General features: G+C 66.8%; 1 protein-coding gene and 1 pseudogene. Both read left to right on the top strand.

The window, feature by feature from the left end:
• Positions 1-1,156, top strand: a 1,156-nt coding sequence (locus tag VBE63_RS29375) for a TIGR02710 family CRISPR-associated CARF protein (RefSeq protein WP_323686510.1), incomplete at its 5' end; no start/stop codon positions are given.
• A 79-nt stretch (positions 1,157-1,235) separates the two neighbouring features.
• A pseudogene (locus tag VBE63_RS29380) lies at positions 1,236-1,375 on the top strand (CRISPR-associated endonuclease Cas2); the annotation flags it as partial.

Here is a 1,375-nt window from a genome sequence, read left to right on the forward strand (position 1 = left end):
CACCCTCACCGGCAAGGGCACGCCGGTCGAGGTGCGCCGCGGGGCCGAGGTGATCGAGCGCCTGCCCAATATCCCGACTCAGCTCGGCCTCGCGCCGGAGACCTTTGACGCCCAGGAGATCCCCTCCGACGATCTGGATCAGGCCGTGACCCTGATCGCGAAGACCCTCGCCGACCTGCGTCAGCGCTTCCCGGGGGCGGCCTTCGTGGCGGACTACACCGGCGGCACCAAGACCATGACCGCGGCCTTGGTGATGGTGGCGGTGGAGGCTCAGGATATCGCGCTGCAGGTCATCACTGGCCCGCGCGCGGATCTGATCAAGGTCACCGATGGCAGTCAGGCCGGTTTGGTGATGGGGGTGGAGGGCATTCGGCTGCGTCGGGGGATGCGGCCGTTCCTGGAGGCCTGGCACCGCTATGCCTATGGCGAAGCCGCCGATGGGCTGAGTCAGTTGCCGCTCCCGCGCGATGTCGATCTGCGCGCCGAGCTGCAGCTCGCCCGTGGGCTGAGCCGCGTGTTCGATGCCTGGGATCGGTTCGATCATGCCACCGCCGAGCAGGAACTGGAGCTCTATCGGCAACGCCTCGGCCAAGAGGCCGGTGCGGTCATCGGCCCGCTGTTCACCGCCCTCAAGGAACTCAATGCCGCGCCGGACAGCCCCAAGCGCACCCCGGCCCGGCTCTGGGATCTGTGGCTGAACGCCCAACGCCGTGCCGCTCAAGGGCGCTATGACGATGCCATCGCACGCGGTTACCGACTGCTCGAATGGACCGCGCAATGGCTGCTGCAGACCAAAGGCATCGACACCAGCGATCTTCGCACCGAGCAGATCCCCGACAGCCTGCCCATCGCCGCCAACCCGGACGGCAAACGCCAAGCTGGGCTGCGCATGGCCTGGGCTTTGGCCGCCCATCATCTCGGGGGTGAGGTGCAAGCCTTCGTCGACACCGAGGGCAGTCATATGCTCGATCATCTGAAGAAGCGCAACTACTCGATCCTCGCCCATGGTGATCAACCCATCGCCAAGGCCGATTGGCAGGCCTTTGGCGGCTGGATCGAGGCCGCGCTGATCCCACTGCTGCACACCCAAGCGGCGCGTGCCGGCCTTAAGCGCCTGGCTCCGCAGCTGCCACAAGCCCCATTCTGGCAACGCTAATTCACCCCAGACGGATCAATCGGTCGCCGGCAACCTTGCCGCTCCAGCCCTCCCGGCAGACCGGCGCTAGCCTGTCTGCATGCCGCACCGCACGCTCTACATCGCTGCCTACGACGTCTCCGACAACGCTCGGCTGCGCGACGCCCTGAAGGTCCTCAAGGGCTACGCCAGCGGACGCCAGAAGTCGGTGTTCGAGTGTTTCCTCACCGACGCCGAGCG

The organism is Lamprobacter sp. (assembly GCF_034860625.1).
Classification (GTDB): Bacteria; Pseudomonadota; Gammaproteobacteria; order Chromatiales; family Chromatiaceae; genus Lamprobacter.